At 38.5% G+C, this 20,961-nt stretch carries 20 protein-coding genes and 1 pseudogene; 9 read left to right on the top strand and 12 right to left on the bottom strand.

Annotated elements, in window-relative coordinates; all coding sequences use genetic code 11:
- Positions 1-120 precede the first annotated feature (120 nt).
- From SC428_RS00005 to SC428_RS00025, 5 genes and pseudogenes are all read left to right on the top strand, one after another.
- The gene (locus SC428_RS00005; protein WP_318705304.1) at positions 121-480 is read left to right on the top strand and encodes a hypothetical protein; all 360 of its coding nucleotides are present in this window, start codon (positions 121-123) and stop codon (positions 478-480) included.
- A gap of 22 nt (positions 481-502) precedes the next feature.
- On the top strand, positions 503-1,297 hold the full coding sequence (locus SC428_RS00010) for a hypothetical protein (RefSeq protein WP_318705306.1): 795 nt from the start codon (positions 503-505) through the stop codon (positions 1,295-1,297).
- Positions 1,294-3,588 carry a phage tail protein gene (locus tag SC428_RS00015; RefSeq protein WP_318705308.1) on the top strand — a complete coding sequence of 765 codons (2,295 nt, stop codon included), beginning with the start codon at positions 1,294-1,296 and terminating at the stop codon, positions 3,586-3,588. Before SC428_RS00010 ends, SC428_RS00015 begins: the two co-directional genes overlap by 4 nt.
- Before the next feature lie 168 nt (positions 3,589-3,756).
- Positions 3,757-4,206, top strand: a pseudogene (locus SC428_RS00020) (MFS transporter); the annotation flags it as partial.
- Between the two features lie 658 nt (positions 4,207-4,864).
- Positions 4,865-5,206: a hypothetical protein gene (locus SC428_RS00025; protein ID WP_070927898.1), complete on the top strand. Its 342-nt coding sequence runs from the start codon at positions 4,865-4,867 to the stop codon at positions 5,204-5,206.
- A gap of 87 nt (positions 5,207-5,293) precedes the next feature.
- On the opposite strand, the gene mepS is transcribed toward SC428_RS00025, so the two are convergent.
- Positions 5,294-5,875: a bifunctional murein DD-endopeptidase/murein LD-carboxypeptidase gene (mepS, locus tag SC428_RS00030; protein WP_070927900.1), complete on the bottom strand. Its 582-nt coding sequence runs from the start codon at positions 5,873-5,875 to the stop codon at positions 5,294-5,296.
- Between the two features lie 574 nt (positions 5,876-6,449).
- Complete coding sequence (locus SC428_RS00035) at positions 6,450-7,070, bottom strand: YrbL family protein (protein ID WP_318705315.1); 621 nt, start codon at positions 7,068-7,070, stop codon at positions 6,450-6,452.
- Between the two features lie 326 nt (positions 7,071-7,396).
- Here SC428_RS00035 and SC428_RS00040 point away from each other — a divergent pair, with 326 nt between their 5' ends.
- Positions 7,397-7,741 carry a hypothetical protein gene (locus tag SC428_RS00040; RefSeq protein WP_070927902.1) on the top strand — a complete coding sequence of 115 codons (345 nt, stop codon included), beginning with the start codon at positions 7,397-7,399 and terminating at the stop codon, positions 7,739-7,741.
- 88 nt (positions 7,742-7,829) lie between these two features.
- Here SC428_RS00040 and yeiP read toward each other — a convergent pair whose 3' ends face one another.
- The 3 genes from yeiP to SC428_RS00055 all read right to left on the bottom strand — a co-directional run bounded on the left by yeiP (position 7,830) and on the right by SC428_RS00055 (position 10,501).
- Positions 7,830-8,402 carry an elongation factor P-like protein YeiP gene (gene yeiP / locus SC428_RS00045; protein ID WP_070927903.1) on the bottom strand — a complete coding sequence of 191 codons (573 nt, stop codon included), beginning with the start codon at positions 8,400-8,402 and terminating at the stop codon, positions 7,830-7,832.
- Between the two features lie 251 nt (positions 8,403-8,653).
- The gene (gene mtr / locus SC428_RS00050; protein WP_318705318.1) at positions 8,654-9,898 is read right to left on the bottom strand and encodes a tryptophan permease; all 1,245 of its coding nucleotides are present in this window, start codon (positions 9,896-9,898) and stop codon (positions 8,654-8,656) included.
- A gap of 165 nt (positions 9,899-10,063) precedes the next feature.
- The gene (locus SC428_RS00055) at positions 10,064-10,501 is read right to left on the bottom strand and encodes a nucleotide triphosphate diphosphatase NUDT15 (RefSeq protein ID WP_070927929.1); all 438 of its coding nucleotides are present in this window, start codon (positions 10,499-10,501) and stop codon (positions 10,064-10,066) included.
- A gap of 212 nt (positions 10,502-10,713) precedes the next feature.
- On the opposite strand from SC428_RS00055, the gene fruK reads away from it, so the two are divergent.
- On the top strand, positions 10,714-11,649 hold the full coding sequence (fruK, locus tag SC428_RS00060) for a 1-phosphofructokinase (protein ID WP_318705320.1): 936 nt from the start codon (positions 10,714-10,716) through the stop codon (positions 11,647-11,649).
- 83 nt (positions 11,650-11,732) lie between these two features.
- Here the strand turns inward: fruK and nfo are convergent, their stop codons facing one another.
- Together nfo and SC428_RS00070 are read right to left on the bottom strand one after the other, a co-directional pair.
- Entirely contained in the window at positions 11,733-12,575 is an 843-nt protein-coding gene (nfo, locus tag SC428_RS00065; RefSeq protein WP_070927905.1) for a deoxyribonuclease IV, read from the bottom strand.
- A gap of 108 nt (positions 12,576-12,683) precedes the next feature.
- Positions 12,684-13,763: a YeiH family protein gene (locus tag SC428_RS00070; RefSeq protein WP_070927908.1), complete on the bottom strand. Its 1,080-nt coding sequence runs from the start codon at positions 13,761-13,763 to the stop codon at positions 12,684-12,686.
- A 227-nt stretch (positions 13,764-13,990) separates the two neighbouring features.
- On the opposite strand from SC428_RS00070, the gene yieE reads away from it, so the two are divergent.
- Positions 13,991-14,854, top strand: a complete 864-nt coding sequence (yieE, locus tag SC428_RS00075) for a DNA-binding transcriptional regulator YeiE (RefSeq protein WP_140178484.1) — start codon at positions 13,991-13,993, stop codon at positions 14,852-14,854.
- Positions 14,855-14,970: 116 nt separating this feature from the next.
- Here yieE and SC428_RS00080 read toward each other — a convergent pair whose 3' ends face one another.
- The gene (locus SC428_RS00080; protein ID WP_070927912.1) at positions 14,971-15,948 is read right to left on the bottom strand and encodes a hypothetical protein; all 978 of its coding nucleotides are present in this window, start codon (positions 15,946-15,948) and stop codon (positions 14,971-14,973) included.
- Positions 15,949-16,100: 152 nt separating this feature from the next.
- Positions 16,101-16,676: a LemA family protein gene (locus SC428_RS00085; RefSeq protein ID WP_318705326.1), complete on the bottom strand. Its 576-nt coding sequence runs from the start codon at positions 16,674-16,676 to the stop codon at positions 16,101-16,103.
- Positions 16,677-17,386: 710 nt separating this feature from the next.
- Between SC428_RS00085 and SC428_RS00090 the strand changes: the two genes are divergently transcribed.
- Positions 17,387-18,877 (top strand): amino acid permease, encoded by a 1,491-nt coding sequence (locus tag SC428_RS00090; RefSeq protein ID WP_070927915.1) that lies wholly within the window; start codon positions 17,387-17,389, stop codon positions 18,875-18,877.
- Between the two features lie 66 nt (positions 18,878-18,943).
- Here the strand turns inward: SC428_RS00090 and SC428_RS00095 are convergent, their stop codons facing one another.
- Genes SC428_RS00095 through SC428_RS00105 form a run of 3 tightly spaced genes read right to left on the bottom strand, consistent with a single transcriptional unit; the run spans position 18,944 to position 20,953 of the window.
- Positions 18,944-19,369 (bottom strand): hypothetical protein, encoded by a 426-nt coding sequence (locus tag SC428_RS00095; RefSeq protein WP_318705328.1) that lies wholly within the window; start codon positions 19,367-19,369, stop codon positions 18,944-18,946.
- Positions 19,366-19,908, bottom strand: a complete 543-nt coding sequence (locus SC428_RS00100; RefSeq protein ID WP_070927919.1) for a LemA family protein — start codon at positions 19,906-19,908, stop codon at positions 19,366-19,368. The genes SC428_RS00095 and SC428_RS00100 overlap by 4 nt, the downstream gene beginning before the upstream one ends.
- 1 nt (position 19,909) lies before the next feature.
- Positions 19,910-20,953, bottom strand: a complete 1,044-nt coding sequence (locus SC428_RS00105) for a hypothetical protein (RefSeq protein ID WP_070927921.1) — start codon at positions 20,951-20,953, stop codon at positions 19,910-19,912.
- Between the last annotated feature and the right edge of the window lie 8 nt (positions 20,954-20,961).

A 20,961-nucleotide genomic window follows, 5' to 3' on the forward strand; every position in this document is an offset into this window, starting at 1 on the left:
CGAACATGAATATCCACAAATATCTCCTTGGTAATCATAAATTCCCCGTACAAAAATGTACGGATAATACCAAGTGGCTCAGTTTTCTATGATCGTTAGTGGATCAGTTTTACATGATCAGTGACACAAGCGGATGAATATGTCCTGAGCTGGGCACATCGTGACCGCGTGTTACAGCAAGACAGGTTGATTGATTGCCTGATGGCCGATATTGGGCCAGAGCCAGAAACGCAATATCACTTAACGCTGACGCCGCAAGGTGCGGCGGAGCCTGCTTGGCAAATGACGATAACGGATAATCATATCACTTTGCCGTACACCACGGATACGACATCGAAAAAGGCGGAAGCCCACTATTTGCAATTGTGGGTTGAGCGTCAAGGCCGTCGCTCTCTGGTAACGTTCACGACATTATTGCCTGTAGGACTCATTGTGATTGAGCCTGAGCTACCTGAAGAATCGGAGGTGACCGATGTCTGATTATTTTTACGGACAAGGCAAGGTGTCACTCGCGGTTCGACAGCCTGGTAAGCCGCTAAATTTACGATGGGTCGGGGATGTAGACCAATTGACAGTGTCTTTTGCGAGCCGCTCGCAGATGAAACAGCAAGCGCAGCAAGGGATTGTGCATAACACCCAAAAACACATCACACACCAATCGTGCCAAGTCAGCGCAAACTTTTTCACGTTTTCACCGGAAAATATTGCCCTGGCCGTCTTTGGTCAATCGCTTGCAACCAAAGCACGCGCAGCAAAAGAAACCTTACCCATGGGCTTGGTGTCCGGAGGTCGTTACGCCTTACAGCAAGTCAATTTGTGGGATGTGGTAATACCGGGCTTGGTCGAGGGTGTTGATTATCGCATTGATGTCAATTTTGGCACGTTGGAAATACTCAAAACCCCACTCGTACAGCCTATCACGGTGCATTATAAGTATGCAGGCGGCGACACTATTCCGTTTTTAACTAACAAGCCGTTAGAGCTGATGTTGCGCTATGAGGCTGTGAATCTCGCTGAAGACATGTCACCTGTTTTAGTCGAATTGTATCGTCTGCAATTTGATGTGACCGATGCGTTAGAACTGATTAATAACGCCACCACCCTCAGCAGCTTTGAACTCAATGCAGATGTGTTGCTCGATACCACGCGACCGGCTAATGACTTGTTTGGTCAATATGGCCGTTATGTCATCAGTCGACCAATCACACACTCATCACAAGGCGAATTGACGCCAGTTATTACCACAGGTGCCGTAGGCGGCACAATCACGACGGTTTACCCGAGGGACGCATCATGACACCTTTTTATACAATTCTAACAAACTACGGTAAAACCTCCTTAGCAGAAGCGCTTGCTGCACAACAGCCGTTGAAAATCCCTCACATGGCCGTGGGTGACGGTGGAGGCGAATACTATGAACCGACCGAGACGCAAACTAACCTGCGCAATGAGCGGTGGCGTGGTGACTTAAATGATTTGCGTACGGATGATGAACTTCAAGGTCAAGTCATCGCTGAAGCCATCATTCCCCACGATATTGAGGATGGGGATTGGACTGCACGTGAAATTGGGTTGTTTGATGTTAAAGGTGGGTTAATTGCGGTCGGTAAATACCCTGAAACCTATATTCCGCCTGTATTATCAGGTGCTAAAAGCCAAGTTTATATTAATATCATCATTAAGGTTGATAATGTTGCTGCGGTTGAATTGATTGTTAATCATGACACCGTGATTGCAAGTAAAGATTATGTCAATCGGTCTATTGATAGATTGAAGGGGGAGCTACAAAAACGATTTAAGAAAATTTTATTCGCCTCTGATTTTGGTGCAATTGATGGGGCAAATAACACGTTAGCTTTTCAAAAACTTGCTTTAGCTTGCAACGCTGAGAAATCGCATTTCAAAGTTATTTTTGATGTTTCAAATTCCGAAATATTTGATGAAAGAGTAAATCCAACCCCCAATGAAAATACAAGATATTATCAGTCAATTGGTGATATTTTTAGTCTGAAAGACTGCTCTGATTTTATTTTGGATTTTACAGGCTGTGAGATGGTAACAAAGCGCGGCCTGCATTATGGTTCATTTCATCCATTGACAGGGGCTAAATATGACGCAGTTGGTAATTTCACTAATGCCGCCTATGCCGCTGAGCTGGGTGTAGTCTTGAGTCTTGATAATTGCAAAAACTACACATGTCTTAACTTTAACGCAAATGGAAATAATGGGCACTTAATTGTGGGGGGTAAATGGGGGGATACTGGTATTCAGCTAAAACACATCGGCATCAGAGAATTCAACTGCTCTAATGCAATATGGCAGAATCGTACATGCAATCACTTTGCACTGGACGGAACCTACATTGGCGGTAACTCTTCCATCGATGTTGGTGGTATTACTGTGATCAATGAAGTGTGTGAATACAACGGGCGGCAAGGGTTCTCTTTTACGGGCGGCAAAGGTATCGTTTTCATAAACCCAAGATGGTGCTACACGGGCATGGGGGTTATCTATTCATCTCCGGGCGCGGGCATTGATATTGAGCCGAATGCGGGCTTTAGTACAAAGTCACTAAAAATCATAAACCCGTGTATTGTCGGTAATCGCGGGGCGGGTGTTCTAGGGCTCGGCGTTTCTGATGAGCAAACAACTAATATTGTCATTTCGGGTGGGGAAATTGTCAGCACGAGCCCCGGTGCGGCGTTCTACGTTAACACACCTAAAGTGCGCATGAATATTCATGACACAGATATTCACGGTAGCATAAGAGCAGCAAATGCAAAATTGACTTTTAGGGATTGCTTTATTAGCACGCTCATGAAATACAATATCCAACCGTCTGGTACAGTGATGGAAAATATAGGTAAAGAGGTTAAGTTTGTTAATTGTAAAATCCTAACTACCTATTTAGATGCTTTGTATATTACCAACGGTCTTTTTGATTCCTGTGATATTGAGTTCGCTGTTGATTCACCTTTGGTAAGGTCTAGAGCGGCTGTAATAGGCGGTAACGCGGTAATAAAAGATACTCACATCTCTGCAAATTATACTAACTATCCCACAAATATAAATGATATTGGTGAGCGAACATTCATTGACACAACGGGAAGTAAGTTAGGTACAAATTGGATAGGGGCAACAAAGATTTCAGGGCACGGCTTAGCAGTTGACTCTAGAGCTGGAAATACTAACGTTATCCTTGGCAGTATAAATCCAGATGGAACTTATTTGTACAACGCAGGTAGCTCTATCACTCTAACAAGTGTTAGCAATGGTAATGGGGCTTTTACGACAGACATCCCTCTCGGGACGGGAATGTTCATGATTACAATCCATTCATTTTCATCTTATCCTCGCCTTAGTTTTTGTGTTAATCAACTTTCTTTCCCCTCAAATGAACAGCATGCGCATGGAACAGCTATATTAAGCAAAACGACAGCTAATGCGAACATCACATCATCAATGATAGCCATAGTTGATGGGCTTGATGTGCTGAGATTGACAGGGGTGTCAGATATGACAGGAGTTACGTGCGTTATAAGCAAGCTTGCAACATCAAACTTAGCAGGGTTCACTATGGTTAAATGACTACAGCATACCATACACACTACCAAGACCTCTAATTCACATAGAGGTCTTTTCTTATTAGTGTGCTCAGTTGCGTTCAATTTTGCACAGTGCGAAATAATGTATTTTTTTCCGCTCCGTTAGTGCGGAATTGATTGCTATTTAATGCAAAATACTTCGCCGCGCTACACCCCACAGGACTTTGGCTACTTCTTTGGCATTAATATTATTTTCTTATTTATTATGACCACGTTTAATGGTCGTTATGTAAGGCGATTTGGTGCAGAACGTTTGCTTTATTTAGGTATTATTGTCCAATTTACCATGGGAATTTGGTTGTTAGTGACGACGGCACTAGGCGTTGGCTTTTGGGCATTGGTCTTAGGTGTTGCTATTTATGTCAGTGGTATTGCGATGATCACATCCAACGCAATGGCGGTGATTTTAGACAATTATCCACATATAGCAGGTACCGTTTCATCTTTAGCGGGAACGATCCGTTTTTCAATAGGAGCGTTGGTTGGGACGTTGTTATCGATGATCCCTGCTAAGTCAGCATGGCCAATGGTTGGCTCTATGGTGGCGTGTGTTGCGTTCTCTATGCTATTTGTTGTTCTAGCTAAGCGTATAAAGAAATAGAATTGGTATTTATGTTTCATGGATGAAACATCTCCCTCCTGTTTTCATTTCAGTCAGTCACCATATTTATTCTAATAGTGTTAAGTAAAAATCAACTACTCGGCAAAACCGAATTTATATTCAGTAAAAATAGAATTTCAGTATAAAAATGATCTAAATCAATTATCAATTGATGAATATTTGTTAAATTTCTGTGTTAAGCTAAGCTATTTAGTAGTTAGTCATTAAAAGATAAATTTAATGACTATTGTTCAAAATTAGGCGGTTTATTATTGAAAATCGTTTAATAATGTAAAAAAAATGACTAATTATTAGTGCTGGTGTTGAGTTTTGAGATCAAAAAAAATTTAAAATTTAACACTTGAAGTAAAGAAATAAGCATGCAATGATTTATGTCACAAAAATTTAACGACATGAATAATATTTAATGTTATATTTAGGTATGGTTTTTAACAATCACGTTACTTTTTGTGGTTGTAGCGAATTCGGTTTGAACGAGGTTTATAATCCTTACCAACCTCTACGATGAAAGTAGAGAAGGGAGAATAAAAAAGCGAAAATTTGCTAACTAATAGCAGATGACACTATAGCGCTTTTGTTTGGTAAGTAATTTAGTTCAACGAACAATATAATGGTTAGGTAGCAATAGGATATTGTTGTGGAAAAATCAGGTCTTTCGGTAGTGCACAGGCTGCCGCAAAGTTACCGCTGGTTATCAGGAAAGATAGGAACTCATGTTGAGGTGGTGCCTACTAATGATTTCGCTAGCGATAAACTTGTGGGGCTGAAATTACTCAGTCATGACTGTGCAACAGATTGTATTGCAATGAAGCAACTGTCAGAGTCGTTATCTGATTTGCAGATTGAAAGTGCAATTTTAGAATGGCAGAAAGAAATTTGTCTCTTTATTCATGCCAGTGATGAGCATGCTGCGATGTGTCGCTTAAAAGCCTCTGGTGTTGCTATTGCAGAATTGGAATCAGGTTTTTATTCATCGTAATAACTAATCTGAATATAATAAAAAAGCTTCCAGTTTATTCAACTTGGAAGCTTTTTTATTGGCAAGGAATTTAGCTGTTTTTAATGATTACGAACCATTGATAATGCGGCGACCCGCATAGTATCGTTTGTTCCAATACTCGTTGGTCATTTCTGAAACGATCACGCCACTGCTGGTGGATGCATGGACAAATTTATTATCGCCAATATAGATACCAACGTGTTTCATACGGCGACCTGTTTTAAATAAAACCAAATCACCGGCTTTTAAACTATTGCGGCTAACGCTTTTACCGGAGGACTCTTGCTCCGAAGTCGTGCGTGGTAAAGCAACGCCAAATTGTTCGATGAATGTGCGTTGCACAAAACTTGAACAGTCAACACCGCTTTTAGTTGTTCCACCTAAACGATAACTTACACCTTTCCAATTCGCATATTGATCCATGATTTTAGACTTGGTATCAACACTTTGAACTAATTGCTCAAATTCGTCTTGAGAGGCCATTGCTAAAGAATCAGATGAATTATTTAACATGCGAGATTCAGAATGAGTAGTACGTTGAGCATTCTTTGAAGAATTAGGGGTAGTACAAGCTGAGAGTGTCGCGGCAATCGCTATTGCTGGTATAATGCGCAAAATGTTGCGCTTAAATTTTTCAGATGTTGCCATTATTCTTAATATCCCTTGCCTTTTTTGTACTGTGTTTTATCCACACAATAAACGTAAACTTATCCCTGTGAAAAACGCATTTTCTGAAATGCTACTGTGGTTTTTCACAGAAAGTGTTTAATACAGAACAGCTAAATTTTGTATATGAGTAAAACCAGATAGAGAGTTGCATTAGACGCAAATCAGTTATGTGAACATAACCACAACCTGTTAGAAACTCATCGTTAGAGTTTGGCAGTTGCATACTTATTTCACCAAACATAAAGAGCATACATAAACAGAACTGAAATGGCGAGTTAATCAGGTCATAATTTACAAAACATTATATTAAATACTGATAAAAATCGCGGTTTGAGAGTTTTTTGTTAAAAAAATAGCGATTTGAGTGTAGTGCTTGCAAATAATACAGTTAAAATAACGATCTAGATCACATTTTGATTAAGGTGGTTTTGCCTTATTTCTGTCAGGTTTATATTCCGGCCCTATAATTGTAAAGAAGTTTAAATTTTTTATAAAAAATAACCATAATCACAGTCGATAACCGCAGGATTTTGTATTGCTTTGATTAATCCTTTTACTCAACAGATTGCATCGTGGATAGTTTGACATGATATTCTCTCATCATACGCTGTTCGAAGTCGGTAAATCGACGAGTGAGAGTGGTTCTGGCAAGTGTTGATGAGTAATAGTCAATAGGGATTAAATTAGCGCAGCCAAGGTTATCGATGATAAAAAATTGTCCGTGAGGTTTATAGCCTAATTGATAGACGATGTTATAGGGTTTTAACGTCATCGTGACAATCGCATCTTTATAAACTGTTTTTTTAAAAAGTTCATAGGCAATTCTCATGCTTTTTTGATGTTTTAAAAAAGAATGTTTATTTTTTAAATAATAGTCGAGTGTATTTGCCACATTTCCTGTTTTATCTTTGATTAACTGAAAGACATACCCAGTACCAAGATTAGTTTCTTGCGTACCATAATAATGAGCGATGGCGTTTATTGATGATGTGTTTCGGTAAATTCTTTTATAGTATTTTACTTCGCGTATTGTTTCACGATCGTCTTTATTAGGATGGTGTACTTTGATACAGAGACCATCATGTTCTGGATGCTGATAACACGCACGATGGCGGCCACTTGCTATCAATAAAGAAGGTGATAGAACAATTTTTTTTGCGAGTAAACTTTTCATATTAGCTAGTGAAATAACTGTAAATTAAGTGAATGAAAGTAAAGACGATTTTTTATATTCTTAAATACTAGGGCTAATTCTAATAGAAAACGAAAAAATAAAATTGCAAAATGTGTGGTTATTATTTTTTTGTGATTAATATCACTAATTTTACTTCGGTCTTTAGATTTAGAGAAAAATAAAAAACTGCGGCCATTAGTTAAATATCATTCTATTCGTTCGAATTAAGATCCTCGTCATCAGGTAATAGATAATAAAAAACTATTCCTAATATAAATAAATTATACCAAATGACGATAACCTAATTTTAAGCGGATACTTTTTTCATGAAACTTACAGCAAATAAACCTTCTTTAATGACTTTATTGTTTGTCATCACGTTAAGCTATTTCATCACTTATACAGCCCATGCCGAAAAGCGAAATGTTATCGGTAGTGCCACTATTACATTTGTGGGGGCAATCGTAGTACCTCCATGCCAAGTTGGTACTATGGGAGACAAAATTGAAACAACTTGCTGGAGTGATCGAGGCAAAGTAGAAACGGTAAAAACGTCATTCAAAAAATTAAAAACAGGAACGCATGAACTACCAAACCAGAAAGGCACACAAAGTTTTAAATGGATAGATCAAGATAAAAAATTAGGTATGTATACGCTGGATTATAATTAATTTGAGTTGTCAGTTGTTTAATCTCATTGTGTGAGTGGTTAAGAAAAGCCCTATGGGCAGATGCCCATAGGTGATTGTTATACTGATTTTATTCGCAACGGCCCATGAAACGGCGTTCAGGGATATGAATACGAATTTTTTCACCGCTAGTTAAGTACTCAGGAACTTGTACTGTTAAACCTGTGGCCATCGTTGCAGGCTTAGTACGCGCACTTGCGGAAGCACCCTTGATAGCTGGCGTTGTTTCAACGATAACCATATCAACCGTTTGTGGTAATTCGAGAGCTAATACTTGCCCATCCATTGTCAGAACTTGCATTCCAGGTAAGCCTTCTTCTGGAATGAATAATAATTCCTCTTCAATATCTGCATGCTTAAATAGGTATGGTGTATAGTCTTCGTTATCCATAAACACGTATTCGTCACCATCAATGTAAGAAAAACTCACACCACGGCGAGTTAAGGAGATGGTTTCTAAGATATCATCGCCTTTAAAGCGTTCCTCAACTTTTTGACCTGTTTTTATATCCGTAAAACGCATTTTGTATAAAGTGCTGGCACCACGTGCACTTGGTGATTGAATATCGATATCTTTAACCAGCAGCAGTTTGCCATTGTAATTGACTGCAAACCCACGTTTGATTTCATTGGCCTTTGCCATAAATAACCTTCTTTAGAATTGTCAAAAAAGAGTGCGACAAAAGTACTCGCAGATAGGCGATTAGGCAAGATACCAAGCCTATTTTTTAGTAAAAAAAACGACAGTTATCGATAAACATAATATCTTTTATGATTGCCGTTAAGTTGAGGGATATCAACGAGAAAAATTTAAGCATCAATTTCAAAGAAGAGTATAAGATAAAACTGAGACTAACCCCTCTCGCTAGTAGGCAAGGAGAGGGGAAACATTATTTAATAAATAGGTAATAAACCTAGTAAAGAAAGAATGTGGGCGACAGCATTAATAACACCAAAGAGGATCACAAACCAAATCACACCCATACCACCGGGAGCTTTATAACTGTTTTTAGGGAAACGTTTACGGCTCGCCCTTGCCATCAGCGCAGGAATAATCACTGCCCAAACTGTAGCTGCTAGTCCCGCAAAACCAATTGCATAAATAAAGCCATTTGGGAAAACCAAAGCGAACACAGTGGGTGGTAAGAAAGTAATTAAGGCTGATTTTAAACGGCCTTGCTGGTTATCATTAAACTTAAAGAAATCAGCAATAAAATCAAATAAACCTAAAGATACACCTAAGAATGAGCTTGCAAGAGCCATATAGGAAAATAGCGTTAGAAATTGCGAAATAAAGCTACTGTTGGTGGATAAGTTCATCTGATTTAGTAGAGCGCCAATATTGTTGCCTTCTTCGCGAATTTGTACGAAAGCAGAACGAGGGATGTTCCCTTGGATCGCATACTGCCACAAAATATAAATAGCAACAGTAATGACCGCACCATAAACCAAACTTAGAACGACTGAGCGGCTGTTTTTATTGTAGTACTTCACTAAACCTGGAACATTACCATGATAACCAAAGGATGTTAGCAAATAAGGTAGAGCGGCAAGCGCATAAGGTAAATAATGTGTATCACCATGCTCTACTTGGTTAAATAAAATAGATGGTGATGCTGTTGTTACCATACCTCCGATTGACATCACAAAAGTGATGACCATACCACCAATCAAAATAGTGCTTAAACGATCAACGGCTCTGGTTGATAACCATACAAAGAAAGCGACTATCAATGCGAAAACAAGTCCGGAGATAGTTTGTGGCATTTCCATATAGTCGGATAAGTTGCTAGAGATAATCGAGCTACCCGCGGAGATATAAGCATAGGTGAGAATATACAGTACAAAAGTAATCGATAAGCCGTTTATAGAGTTCCACACGGGGCCTAATAAGTCTTTGACCATCGTATGGAAACTTGCCCCTGCTGGATAGTTCATATTGGCTTCTAAAATCATCAAGCCAGAGAGTAACATGCAAGCAAAGGTATAAATTAAAAGGACAATAGATCCTGTAAACCAGACGCCAGAGGTAACCATGGGTATTGAAAACATACCAGCACCTACAGCGGTACCAGCGATGATCATCGCGCCTCCTAGAATGGAGGGCTGTTTAATTGTTTTTGCTGTATCAACAGACATGGAAACTCCCGAGTAATGTTTCTTTGTACTAGCTTGATGATACATGTAGTGTATATTAATGTAAACAATAAATAATGAATAAAAAGGCAATTTTGATAGTAAATATAATGAGTTGGCCATTTATTGTACAAACACGGATTTGGCATTTGTACAATAATGCAGGCGTTAAGCGGGATGGTGATAAAATTGGTGATTGAGCCAAAGATCAATAGCATTACGACTTGCTTCAAAGTGAGGTTCAGGAAGCTCATGGGGGGAAACCCACATTAAACTCTCACATTTGTCTTGCTCCATAATCTGAGGTTGTTTATCACCACGATATTCCACATGCATACAGATGGAAACCGTATGTTTACCTTCTTGGCGGTAAGTGTTGACATTATTGCTAATGCCAAAAACGGTAGGAGCTGAGATATCAATGCCAATTTCTTCTTTTATTTCTCGAATAGCGCAATCTTCAAAAGATTCCCCAGCATCGACATGTCCACCAAAAATCGACCAGTAAGGAGCATGCTGACTACTGCGTTTACCCATTAAAATTTGACCTTGGGGATTGGTAATAATCACACCAACGCCCACAACAACATGATCAATATTAGACATAAGTTTTTCTTCTTTCTGTTTTTTCGGTGGTGACATTTTGCCAGCTCATTATGAAAAAACAATCAGGAAAAACAGCAAATATCGCTGAAGCTATTGTGTTTTAATGGTATAAGTAGGGCAAAACATCTTGCTATACTCATGATACTTTCAGTGGCTATGTGCCAAGTGATCTAGAGTATAAATGACTATAACGATAAGGGAGATCCGAGGTTATGACTCGCCGAGTTGCTACAATTACATTAAATCCTGCCTATGATCTGGTTGGGCTATGTCCATCAATCGAAGTCGGTGAAGTCAACTTAGTGAAGACTGCTAGCCTCAATGCCGGAGGCAAAGGTGTTAATGTCGCAAAAGTATTACGTGATTTGGGAATAGATATCACGGTAAGTGGCTTCATGGGAAAAGATAACCAAGAAGAGTTCCAACACTTTTTTAGTGATAATGGTATGGCAAACCGTTTTTGTATGGTTCCGGGGCGTACTAGGATCAACGTTAAACTTACCGAAAATAACGGTGAGTCTACTGATTTCAATTTTTCAGGATTTGATGTCAGTAAAGAAGACTGGAACCGTTTTGCCACAGAATCGCTGAATTGGCTAGGTCATTTTGACATGGTCGTTGTTAGCGGAAGTTTGCCAAATGGGATCGAACCTGAAGAATTCACCCGCTGGATGACTCGGCTACGCCAATTATGCCCATGTATTATTTTTGATAGTAGCCGTGAAGCCCTTAAAGCGGGGCTAAAAGCGTCACCTTGGTTAGTGAAACCTAACCGTTATGAATTAGAGATGTGGATGGGGCGTAAATTACCTGAACTCAAAGATGTTATTGAAGCGGCACACGAGCTGCGTGATAAAGGTATTTCTCATGTGGTGATATCTCTTGGTGAAGACGGCGCACTGTGGGTGAATGCATCAGGCTCTTGGTTAGCGAAACCGCCTCATTGTGAAGTGATTAGCACTGTGGGAGCCGGTGACTCTATGGTTGCAGGGCTGGCTTACGGGTTACTAAACGGTGAATCAAGTGCACATACGCTGCGTATGGCGACGGCGATATCAGCGCTATCCGTTTCTCAACCTGATGTTGGGTTAAAGAATCGTAATAAATTAGCGGATATGATGGCTAAAATTGAGATGGAATCGCTGTAAAGTGTGCTGAAGGCGGAGAAGGTCGCTTTTATCCCACGTCGTCAACAACCTCAAGGCGGCTAATGCCGCCTTTGATTTATTCTTTAATTCTGCTGTGATTTTAACCAAGCAATTTCTTGTGGCCAAATATCTGGATTGATTGTCTCTAATATTAATGGGATCCCATCGAAACGCGAGTCTTTCATGATATAGCTAAAAGGCGTGTAGCCAATATTACCTTCGCCAAGACTATGGTGGCGGTCAACACGGCTAGCAAATTCACTTTTTGCATCATTTAAATGCATGCCTTTGAGGTATTTGAAGCCAACAATATCAGAAAACTGTTTAAACGTTTCTTCACAGGTTTCTTCTGTGCGTAAATCATAGCCTGCGGCAAAAGCATGGCAAGTATCAATACATACACCCACACGGCTCTTATCATCAACGTTTTCAATGATCCTAGCCAAATGTTCGAAACGGTACCCTAAATTAGAACCTTGCCCAGCGGTATTTTCAATCACCGCGATAACACCTTTTGTTTCATTTAAGGCAATATTGATAGATTCGGCGATACGCAACAAGCAGTCATCGACATCAATTTTTTTTAGGTGGCTGCCCGGGTGGAAATTGAGTAAATCAATCCCTAATTGTTCACAACGTTGCATTTCATCAATAAAAGCCACTCGTGATTTTTCGAGCGCTTCCATTTCTGGATGCCCTAAATTAATTAAATAGCTGTCGTGAGGTAAAATTTGATGTTTACCGTAACCATATTTAGCACAGTTTGCTTTAAATTTTTCAATCACTTCTTCGCTCAGTGGTGCGGCTTTCCACTGACGCTGATTTTTAGTGAATAACGCAAATGCCGTGGCATTAATTTCATGAGCGCGAATGACTGCCTGATCAACGCCACCAGAGGCGCTAACGTGTGCTCCAACATATTTCATTATTGACTCCTTTTTTGTGAAGTATGCCATTAATAGACCAATAAATGAAATACACAAAAAAAGCCGCTTCACTCAAAGCGGCCAATCATAAATTAAAGTGAAAAAATATTATAAGAAGAGTTGAATAAGTGCATTAATTGCAAAACCACCAACGATTAACCATGCAAACAAAATAAGTGCCATTAATATTGGTTTAATACCTGCTTGGCGGATTGCGCTGGCATGAGTCGTGAGGCCGAGTGCAACCATTGCCATTGCCAGTAAAATGGTATCAAGGGTAATAATATATTGCACTAAAACGGTAGGCAGCAGATTAAAAGAGTTGAATCCTGCGACTAAGATAAAAATGACGGCAAACCAAGGAATAGTGATTTTGCTTTTTTCTGTATTTGAGCCTTTAATTGCGGCACTACGGCGGCTTAAATAAGCTGACAAGATAATAAGAAATGGCGCTAACATCATCACGCGGATCATTTTTGTGATCACAGAAGCATTCTCTGCTTCAGGGCCGATGGTATGACCGATAGCAACCACTTGGGCAACTTCATGCACTGTTGAGCCAACGTAGATACCGAAAGTATCTTGTGTTTGAGTAAACCAGCCGAAATGGGCATTCAACTGGTATAGCCATGGGTAAACAAAAATCGCGATAGTACCAAAGATAACCACGGTGGAAACTGCGACGGCGACTTTGCTCGCCGATGCTTTTACGACTGGCTCTGTGGCCATTACGGCAGCTGCACCACATATACTACTACCTGCACCGATCAAAAAGGTTGTCTCATCATCTAAACCAAAGACTTTTTTACCTAACCAAAAAGCCAGTAAAAAAGTTGAAGCTAATGTTAACGCATCAATCAATAGACCTGTAGCGCCGACATCCGTGATTTGTTGAAATGTGAGTCGAAAACCATAAAGAATGATCCCCGCACGTAAAAAATAGTGTTTTGCAAATTTGATCCCATCATCGCAGCGGCTACTGACAACAGGATAGATGGTGTTACCGACGATAATTCCTAATAAGATGGCGAGGGTAAGTGCGCCTAAGCCTATCTCAATAAACCATTGTTGTTCCCCTAAATACATCGAAATTGCCGTTAATACACCGGCTAAAATCACACCAGGAATGAGTTTTAATGCAGGATGGCTGGTGTGTTGAACGAGTGTTTTGGTATTGCTTTTATCCATAATCGTACCTTTAGTTACTGCTGATACCTGCTTGTTAAACGGATCATACAGGGCATAGATAATTTTGGAATAAGCATATAACAAAAGCTTTAATAATTTAAATTGATTGTTTTGGTATAATCAATTAAAAAAAGTGGTTAAAAGTTTCTTCTGGTAACTTGGTAATAAATCATTAATATTAACAATATTATTACAAACACAAGCGAACAATGTTTGGAGCGACCTGTATGCGAATAACACTTAGGCAACTTGAGGTATTTACGGAAGTACTTAAAAGTGGCTCCACAACTCAAGCCTCTCAATTGCTTGCATTATCGCAATCTGCGGTGAGCGCTTCTCTGACTGATCTGGAAGGGCAACTTGGCGTGCAGCTGTTCGACCGTGTAGGTAAACGACTTGTTACAAATGAACATGGTCGGTTGTTATATCCAAAGGCACTAGCACTGCTGGAACAAGCTTTAGAAGTGGAACAATTATTTAAAAAAGAGATGGGAGCGGTACGATTAGCCGCAAGTACAACGATTGGTAATTACATGCTGCCGCAACTATTAGCTAAGTATCGCTATGACCATCCCTCCATTCCGTTAGAATTAAATATCAGTAATACAGAAGATGTCATTAAAGCGGTCATGGAATTTAGAGCCGATGTAGGCCTTATTGAGGGCGTTTGTCATAGCCCTGAATTAATTACTGAACCATGGCTAAAAGATGAATTAGTGATATTCGCAGCCCCAGATAATCCATTAGCGGGAAAAACGTTAACGTTAAAAGAATTAAGAGATGCTCCGTGGGTATTACGTGAAAGAGGCTCAGGAACACGTGATGTACTTGATCAACTTTTATTTGCACATCTACCCGGTTTTCATATTTTTATGGAGCTCGGCAATTCAGAAGCAATTAAGCATGCTGTACGTTTTGGAATGGGGATCAGCTGTTTATCACGAAGAGTGATTGATGAGCAACTCGCGAATGGTTCATTAGTCGAGTTAAACGTGGATGAGTTGCAGCTACATCGAACACTGTATCTCATTTATCATCGTCAAAAACACTTATCTAATGCGATAAAAAATCTATTAGATTATTGCAAATAGCCAAATTCCTCCAACACAGTCGTGCCGTAAACTTGGGTTGTTTACGGCTTAACTTAATCGCTTATAGGCTCAATTCGATTACTGATCTCGGTTTTTTTGATTACATTAAGTTGCAATTAAAAGTTTTTATCAGAGTATTTTACGAAGGTATTATAAAGTTGTATCGCAGTGGTTAGCATGGGTAATTTCAAGTCTGGTTTGTTTAGCTCGTTGAGGAACTTATCGGGTGAATTTAAGCCGTAATTAGGAGTGTAGTAAAGTTTATCGGCGTTACTAAAAGAAATACACATCATCTCATTTGCATTAATTTCCACATTTAAACTATCAAGTTCTTTTGTCGCATTAACCAGCGCTTCGATGACCATTGGTTTTAAAAATTTACTCAATAGTAAGGGATCTTTAGCACCGAGTTTAAAATGTTTATTAAATTCTGCTGATGCTAATGAATAGTGAGTTTTGCAGGGCGTTTTTCCATCGCTAATAATGTGAATATCTTTGAAACCGGTGAACGGTAAAATTAGTCCATAACGATAGTAATGTAGTTTTTTTGTCCCTTTTGTAGTACGCGTTCGTTCAGTATATATAAAGTTATAGAAATAAAATGATGTTGATATTTCAGCTAAAGAACGATACTCCCATTCAATTTCTCTTGAACAGTTGCCTCTTTTAAACTGTTCAAAATCATTAAGCATTGTTTTAACGTTCCCGTTATGAGTAGGGTGGCAATTAAGCTTATTATCAAGTAGCCCCCACATTCGATAAATATCTCTATTTAATTGAGGAATATTACTTTCTCTTCCCCAAATGACGAGTAATGAAAAAAGACCAACAATAGAAATGAGTACGATATAAATACCCGTTAAGCTGAACCAGCTGAATCCACCATTTTCATTGGCATTAGCCCAAAGAATAGCAACGGCTAGTAGAGAAACAAGGCAAATAGTTAGAAACACTAGATTATTGAATTCTAATTTTTTGTTCTCAGCTTTTGCGATAAATATGGCTTCAGTGAGGTCATTATAGCTTTTGGCATTGTTGACCTGTTCTTGTATTTTATCAATAACTTGTTGAGTTTTAATATTACTTGATAGCATGTTTTAACATTGAACCTGTATATACCTAAATAATTTAAAATGTAGCTAGGTGACAAGCGGGTGAATCGCTAGACGCATAGAAAACTCAGTAACTGGTGTAAGTAAATGGTCGTTACTACGCTTTCACATAATGCACAGTGGTCAGTAGTGCATTAAAAAGTTGGAGTAAACCCGATATCGATAGAGGATTGCTCATGCTCAAAGGGTTGTCCTGGGTTCTTTTTGGTAAAGGTTTTGTTGATATAATTGTTAGGAAACTCTTCTATTGACGTATTAAATTCTGCAACATTACTGTTGTATATACGAATAGCGGCACTAATATTATCTTCTTGCTCGGAGATTTGATTTGCTAAGTCACGATAAAGATTGATTGATTTTAAATCTGGATAGTTTTCTACCGTGAGCTTAATACTCTTAAATAGAGTATCAAAGTTATCTTTGTAATTTTTTAAAGTTTGTGGGCTAACAGTCTCAGGGGATTTATCTAAATCAGATGCTAAAGAGCGCATCTTAGTAATTTCTGTTAAAACAGTCGACTCAAATTCTTTATGTTCATTCACAATTTTTTCAATTTTAGGAATAACTAATTCTTTTTGGCGAACTTGTACTATGACGTCAGCCCACGCTTGTCTCATTCGATTGTATTTTTTGATAATATTGTTATGCATTCTTACTGAAAAAATAGTAATAAGCGCGATAATTAGCATTAATACAAGCAGATCACTCATGATATTTTATTCCTTTATATATAATCTATTCAGATGATGAGTATACAATCGTCTCGAACTATTTATATTCATCATATTTCAAGTTAGGAAGTTTTCGTATTGAAGTCGACGAACTAGGTTGGTGTGTTAGACATGCTATTTCTATCGGAGAAAGTCCTTTATCCACTATTAGCCTAGCTATATTTAGGTATACCGAGTCTATATTATACGATCATCGCTTATAGTGACCATAACGACTCTTTATATGCATATTTTATAAGTTCTGCTATAAGATAGCACTAAACGTTAAGGAGCACAAAGGAGCACATTTGACCTATTTCGACTCATCATTTGTCATTAAATTTGGTATTTTATAAAACAATTTATTATTGCTTCTCTGAACCATCATTAATTTATTAATTATTTAGGTAATATAATGATAAATATTTCTTAATGTGTAAATAAAAATTAATAAAAAGAGTGTTTCTAAGTATATCAATGTGTCTAAAACAAATATATTCGCTATTTTGAGGCTGGTGACCCTTAACGTTCAATAGCTATAAAAAAGTTCGTTTTTTGTACGAAAATGATGGGGTTCACATAAATATTTTGCTAATAATTTTGTTTGGATTATGAAGGTATCTTATAACAGCCAAGAGTTACTTAGTTATGACAGGATGTTTTGCTAGAATTCATTCAATATTAGTTAAATGAAGAAATACAGGGAACAGATGTCAGAACAACATACCACTACGGTACAAAGCGGTGGGCAGAATAAATTGCGCCGTGAGCTAAAGGCTCGTCATCTTGCGATGATTGCGATTGGCGGATCAATTGGTACCGGTCTTTTTGTCGCATCAGGTGCGACAGTTGCTCAAGCAGGCCCCGGCGGGGCACTTTTATCTTATGCCATCATCGGCTTAATGGTTTATTTTTTAATGACCAGTTTAGGGGAGCTGGCGGCTTATATGCCAGTATCTGGCTCCTTTGCTACCTATGGCGCGAAATACGTTGATGAAGGTTTTGGTTTCGCTTTAGGCTGGAACTATTGGTATAACTGGGCGGTTACGATTGCTGTTGACTTGGTTGCAGCGCAATTAGTCATGACTTATTGGTTCCCTGATACGCCGGGTTGGATTTGGAGTGCAATATTCTTAGCGGTTATTTTCTTACTTAACTACATTTCCGTAAAAGGATTTGGGGAAGCGGAATATTGGTTCTCTTTAATCAAAGTTACAACCGTTATTATTTTTATCGTTGTCGGTGTATTGATGATTTTTGGGATCATGAATGGTGCTGAAAATGCAGGATGGCATAACTGGACTATCGGTGATGCACCATTTGCTGGTGGTTTTTCAGCAATGATTGGCGTTGCCATGATCGTTGGTTTCTCCTTCCAAGGGACTGAACTGATTGGTATTGCAGCCGGTGAATCACAAGATCCTGCGAAAAACATTCCTAAAGCTGTGCGTAAAGTATTTTGGCGTATTTTGCTGTTCTATATTTTTGCTATCTTAATTATCAGTTTGATCATTCCTTATACTGATCCAAATTTACTGCGTAACGATGTTAAAGATATTAGTGTGAGTCCGTTTACATTAGTGTTTGAAAATGCAGGTTTACTATCTGCTGCCGCAGTGATGAATGCGGTTATCTTAACGGCGGTGTTATCAGCGGGTAACTCAGGAATGTATGCATCAACTCGTATGCTTTATACTTTAGCGCGTGAAGGTAAAGCCCCACGTATTTTTGCTCGCCTTTCTAAGGGCGGTGTTCCTCGTTATGCATTATTGGCAACCACCGTGATCGCGGCGCTGTGCTTTTTAAGTTCGATGTTTGGTAACCAAACTGTGTATTTATGGTTATTGAATACCTCAGGTATGACAGGTTTTATTGCTTGGTTAGGGATTGCTATAAGTCACTATCGTTTCCGTAAAGGCTATATTGCGCAAGGTAAGGATTTAAATGATCTGCCTTATCGTTCAGGCTTTTTCCCTCTTGGACCAATCTTTGCCTTTGTACTTTGTTTGGTGATCACATTAGGACAAAACTATCAGGCATTCTTAGAAGATAAGATTGATTGGGTAGGTGTAACTGCAACTTATATCGGTATTCCATTATTCTTAGCAATTTGGTTTGGTTATAAGATTGCCAAGAAAACATCGATTGTGCGTTATAAAGAGATGGATTTTCCAACTTATCGCGAAAATCTAAACAAATAGCACTAACTAAGCTTTGAGTGTGAATTGAGCCAGCTGATTTTATCAGCTGGCTTTTTTATATTTTAACTATTTTTTGTTTTTACGCTTATTTTTCTTATTATTTTGTGGTTTCTTTGATGTTGGTTGATTTTTTGTATTCGCAGTATTAGTCGCTTCTTCAGTAAACATATCGATATAACGTTTGTTAGATAGGCTAAAAGTGAGGCAGCTACCGACGATCACTATCCAAACCAAAATAAATTTTATTGTATCCTCAATCCTAAAGAGCAATAGCATAGGGATCATGATAACTAAACTAATAAATACTGAGCAGAGTAAAGCAAGGGTGATATAGCCTGAATAGCGTTTTAAGCCAAGGACATTAAGTAAGGTTATTATTACTATAATTCCTAATAGCATGCCGAAGGTTGCAAGCATCACCACAATAGCAGGTTCATTTTTTGCAAGTATCCAGTCAGTAAAGCCAAATAAAGAAAAAGGGATTGTGATCATTGTTTAGGCTCCTGTTGAGCATAGAGCAAAGAAATCATTTTAAATCCAAACAAAAAGGCAAAAATAACATTTGGGAACAGCTGAATACCGGTATTGTACAGCGTCACAGTTTGGTTAAAAAATTCGCGGCGATCAGCAATTTGATCTTCAATACGTTTTGTTTGGCTTTGTAATTCCAGCAAGGTATTTTTGCTAATTAAATGGGGATAGTTTTCAGCAATGATGATAGCTTTTTGAAAATAAGCAGCGGTTTGGTTTACTGTATTAATTTTAGTATCAAGATCTGAAGTAGAGATATAGGTATCTCGGCTTTTGACTAACATATTGATCAAGAATTTTTCATGTGTCATCGCTTGATCGGCTATTTGCACTATTGCAGGCAGTAAATCGAAGCGTTTTTTCAGTAACACATCAATATTGGCAAATGCCTTGTAGCAGTTATTTTTTAAGAAAACGAGGCTATTGTAGGTACCAACTAAATAGCGGATGAGCATATAACAACACAGAAGAATGATGATCCAAAAAACGATTAATCCCATATTACTTGCCACCTAGAAATGAGATCTGATTAAAATGCAGCGTGAGCAAGCCATTGTGGTACTCCATTGGCGTAATGAAAACAAACGCTACTAATATCAAAGCAATTGAAATGGTGATGACTAAATTTCTACGAAATGGACCGGTTTTGTTCCAACGAGTGACATATGCAGAAGGGGATAGCCCTAATAAATGATGCGGAGGCTTGCGGGTAATGATTGGGGTGCCGTTGTCAGAATCTACAGTCCCTATCAGTAAATAACTTTTATTGCCTTCAATGATATATTCTTTATAGCGGATACTACCACTTTCAAAATCACTATGTGGTTGTAAGCCTGCGCAAACAAAGTGCTCGGGGTCACAAACAACTTTAATCGACCCAGTATCATCGGTTAGGGTAAAATCATGTATGACATTTTTACTTTTGATCAGCCGATAGCTTTTTTTGCCTTCTTTATTTTTTGAAATAGCATATTCAGAGTAAAACGAGCCATAGCAACTTTTACCACCTAATTGGCTCCTAAGTTGTGTTCCCGCTGTGATCTTCCCTTCAATTTCGGCTAACCCCATGGCGACAGAACGAATTTTTGAGGTGGCGAGGTTTTTTTGATACTTCAGAAAACGTTTTTCTGGGGTATTTTCGAGCAAATAAAAGACGATGGTTAAGACAAAGGCAAGAAAGAAAATACGAATATCAATAAAAAAGCCTAGCATTAAACTGCCGGCAAGAAGAAACATATAAATTGATTTAATGGATGCACTAAATTTAGTGTCGCCTTCATTTTGTAATTTCTGATAATGCGCATACGCACTGTTACTTAATCGCCTAACAAATTTAATGATAAGAAATGCGACGATTAAAATCACGGTATAGTAAATTATGTCGAGATAGTCACCCTTTTGAGGGGAAATATATACCCAAGCGCCCCAGACTATCGAAATAAATGGAATAATCCCCCAGTTCGTTTTTTTCTTTTGAGAAAATCTATTATCTAAATAGAAAATAAGTGCACCTAAAATTGCACCTAAAAAATAGTATATATTCATTTATGGCC

Source organism: Providencia sp. 2023EL-00965 (genome assembly GCF_033550225.1).
Classification (GTDB): domain Bacteria; phylum Pseudomonadota; class Gammaproteobacteria; order Enterobacterales; family Enterobacteriaceae; genus Providencia; species Providencia manganoxydans.

Excerpts from the sequence above, each read along its gene's own strand:
- SC428_RS00015 (WP_318705308.1), top strand. The coding sequence starts at position 1,294 with ATGACACCTTTTTATACAATTCTAACAAACTACGGTAAAACCTCCTTA.
- mepS (WP_070927900.1), bottom strand. The coding sequence starts at position 5,875 with ATGGCAACATCTGAAAAATTTAAGCGCAACATTTTGCGCATTATACCA.
- SC428_RS00035 (WP_318705315.1), bottom strand. The coding sequence starts at position 7,070 with ATGAAAAGTTTACTCGCAAAAAAAATTGTTCTATCACCTTCTTTATTG.
- SC428_RS00040 (WP_070927902.1), top strand. The coding sequence starts at position 7,397 with ATGAAACTTACAGCAAATAAACCTTCTTTAATGACTTTATTGTTTGTC.
- yeiP (WP_070927903.1), bottom strand. The coding sequence starts at position 8,402 with ATGGCAAAGGCCAATGAAATCAAACGTGGGTTTGCAGTCAATTACAAT.
- mtr (WP_318705318.1), bottom strand. The coding sequence starts at position 9,898 with ATGTCTGTTGATACAGCAAAAACAATTAAACAGCCCTCCATTCTAGGA.
- SC428_RS00055 (WP_070927929.1), bottom strand. The coding sequence starts at position 10,501 with ATGTCTAATATTGATCATGTTGTTGTGGGCGTTGGTGTGATTATTACC.
- fruK (WP_318705320.1), top strand. The coding sequence starts at position 10,714 with ATGACTCGCCGAGTTGCTACAATTACATTAAATCCTGCCTATGATCTG.
- nfo (WP_070927905.1), bottom strand. The coding sequence starts at position 12,575 with ATGAAATATGTTGGAGCACACGTTAGCGCCTCTGGTGGCGTTGATCAG.
- SC428_RS00070 (WP_070927908.1), bottom strand. The coding sequence starts at position 13,763 with ATGGATAAAAGCAATACCAAAACACTCGTTCAACACACCAGCCATCCT.
- yieE (WP_140178484.1), top strand. The coding sequence starts at position 13,991 with ATGCGAATAACACTTAGGCAACTTGAGGTATTTACGGAAGTACTTAAA.
- SC428_RS00080 (WP_070927912.1), bottom strand. The coding sequence starts at position 15,948 with ATGCTATCAAGTAATATTAAAACTCAACAAGTTATTGATAAAATACAA.
- SC428_RS00085 (WP_318705326.1), bottom strand. The coding sequence starts at position 16,676 with ATGAGTGATCTGCTTGTATTAATGCTAATTATCGCGCTTATTACTATT.
- SC428_RS00090 (WP_070927915.1), top strand. The coding sequence starts at position 17,387 with ATGTCAGAACAACATACCACTACGGTACAAAGCGGTGGGCAGAATAAA.
- SC428_RS00095 (WP_318705328.1), bottom strand. The coding sequence starts at position 19,369 with ATGATCACAATCCCTTTTTCTTTATTTGGCTTTACTGACTGGATACTT.
- SC428_RS00100 (WP_070927919.1), bottom strand. The coding sequence starts at position 19,908 with ATGGGATTAATCGTTTTTTGGATCATCATTCTTCTGTGTTGTTATATG.
- SC428_RS00105 (WP_070927921.1), bottom strand. The coding sequence starts at position 20,953 with ATGAATATATACTATTTTTTAGGTGCAATTTTAGGTGCACTTATTTTC.